This is a genomic window from Alkalihalobacillus deserti (assembly GCF_020734105.1).
GTDB lineage: Bacteria > Bacillota > Bacilli > Bacillales > Bacillaceae_D > Halalkalibacter > Halalkalibacter deserti.
Window position 1 is genome coordinate 1 of record NZ_JAJAFR010000060.1, and the last position, 2,239, is coordinate 2,239.

Consider the following 2,239-nt stretch of genomic DNA (forward strand, 5'->3'; position numbering starts at 1 on the left):
TATTGGATAAGTCCTCGACCGATTAGTATCTGTCAGCTCCACGTGTCGCCACGCTTCCACACCAGACCTATCAACCTCATCATCTCTAAGGGGTCTTACTGGATTAATCCATGGGAAATCTCATCTTGAGGGGGGCTTCATGCTTAGATGCTTTCAGCACTTATCCCTTCCACACGTAGCTACCCAGCTATGCTCCTGGCGGAACAACTGGTACACCAGCGGTGTGTCCATCCCGGTCCTCTCGTACTAAGGACAGCTCCTCTCAAATTTCCTGCGCCCGCGACGGATAGGGACCGAACTGTCTCACGACGTTCTGAACCCAGCTCGCGTACCGCTTTAATGGGCGAACAGCCCAACCCTTGGGACCTACTTCAGCCCCAGGATGCGATGAGCCGACATCGAGGTGCCAAACCTCCCCGTCGATGTGGACTCTTGGGGGAGATAAGCCTGTTATCCCCAGGGTAGCTTTTATCCGTTGAGCGATGGCCCTTCCATGCGGAACCACCGGATCACTAAGCCCGACTTTCGTCCCTGCTCGACTTGTAGGTCTCGCAGTCAAGCTCCCTTATGCCTTTGCACTCTTCGAATGATTTCCAACCATTCTGAGGGAACCTTTGGGCGCCTCCGTTACTGTTTAGGAGGCGACCGCCCCAGTCAAACTGCCCACCTGACACTGTCCCTGAACCGGATCACGGTTCGAGGTTAGAATGTCAGCACAGTCAGGGTAGTATCCCACCAATGCCTCCACCGAAGCTGGCGCTCCGATTTCCAAGGCTCCTACCTATCCTGTACAAACTGTACCAACATCCAATATCAAGCTACAGTAAAGCTCCATGGGGTCTTTCCGTCCTGTCGCGGGTAACCTGCATCTTCACAGGTACTATAATTTCACCGGGTCTCTCGTTGAGACAGTATCCAAATCGTTACACCATTCGTGCGGGTCGGAACTTACCCGACAAGGAATTTCGCTACCTTAGGACCGTTATAGTTACGGCCGCCGTTTACTGGGGCTTCAATTCAGAGCTTCTCCCGAAGGATAACCCCTCCTCTTAACCTTCCAGCACCGGGCAGGTGTCAGCCCCTATACTTCGCCTTGCGGCTTCGCAGAGACCTGTGTTTTTGCTAAACAGTCGCTTGGATCTTTTCACTGCGGCTCTCTCGGGCTTGCACCCTAATAGAGCACCCCTTCTCCCGAAGTTACGGGGTCATTTTGCCGAGTTCCTTAACGAGAGTTCTCCCGCGCGTCTTAGAATTCTCTTCTCGCCTACCTGTGTCGGTTTGCGGTACGGGCACCTCTCACCTCGCTAGAGGCTTTTCTAGGCAGTGTAGGATCAGGAACTTCGGTACTAAATTTCCCTCGCCATCACAGCTCAGCCTTATATGAGAAGCGGATTTGCCTACTTCTCAGCCTAACTGCTTGGACGCGCATATCCATCAGCGCGCTTACCCTACCTTTCTGCGTCCCCCCATTGCTCAAACGGTGAGGAGGTGGTACAGGAATTTCAACCTGTTGTCCATCGCCTACGCCTTTCGGCCTCGGCTTAGGTCCCGACTGACCCTGAGCGGACGAGCCTTCCTCAGGAAACCTTGGGCTTTCGACGGAGGGGATTCTCACCCCTCTTTTCGCTACTCATACCGGCATTCTCACTTCTAAGCGCTCCACCAGTCCTCTCGGTCTGACTTCGCAGCACTTAGAACGCTCTCCTACCACTGACACCAAAGGTGTCAATCCATAGCTTCGGTGATACGTTTAGCCCCGGTACATTTTCGGCGCAGAGTCACTCGACCAGTGAGCTATTACGCACTCTTTAAATGGTGGCTGCTTCTAAGCCAACATCCTGGTTGTCTGGGCAACTCCACATCCTTTTCCACTTAACGTATACTTTGGGACCTTAGCTGATGGTCTGGGCTGTTTCCCTCTTGACTACGGATCTTAGCACTCGCAGTCTGACTCCCGAGGATAAGTATTTGGCATTCGGAGTTTGACTGAATTCGGTAATCCTGTGGGGACCCCTAGTTCAATCAGTGCTCTACCTCCAAAACTCTTCCCTCGAGGCTAGCCCTAAAGCTATTTCGGAGAGAACCAGCTATTTCCGTGTTCGATTGGCATTTCACCCCTACCCACACCTCATCCCCGCACTTTTCAACGTGCGTGGGTTCGGGCCTCCATTCAGTGTTACCTGAACTTCACCCTGGACATGGGTAGATCACACGGTTTCGGGTCTACGACCACGTACTA

The 2,239-nt window shown here is 53.1% G+C and carries 1 rRNA gene; it reads right to left on the bottom strand.

Annotated elements, in window-relative coordinates:
• Positions 1 to 2: 2 nt before the first annotated feature.
• Positions 3 to 2,239 (bottom strand): 23S ribosomal RNA (locus tag LDX58_RS25550); the annotation flags it as partial.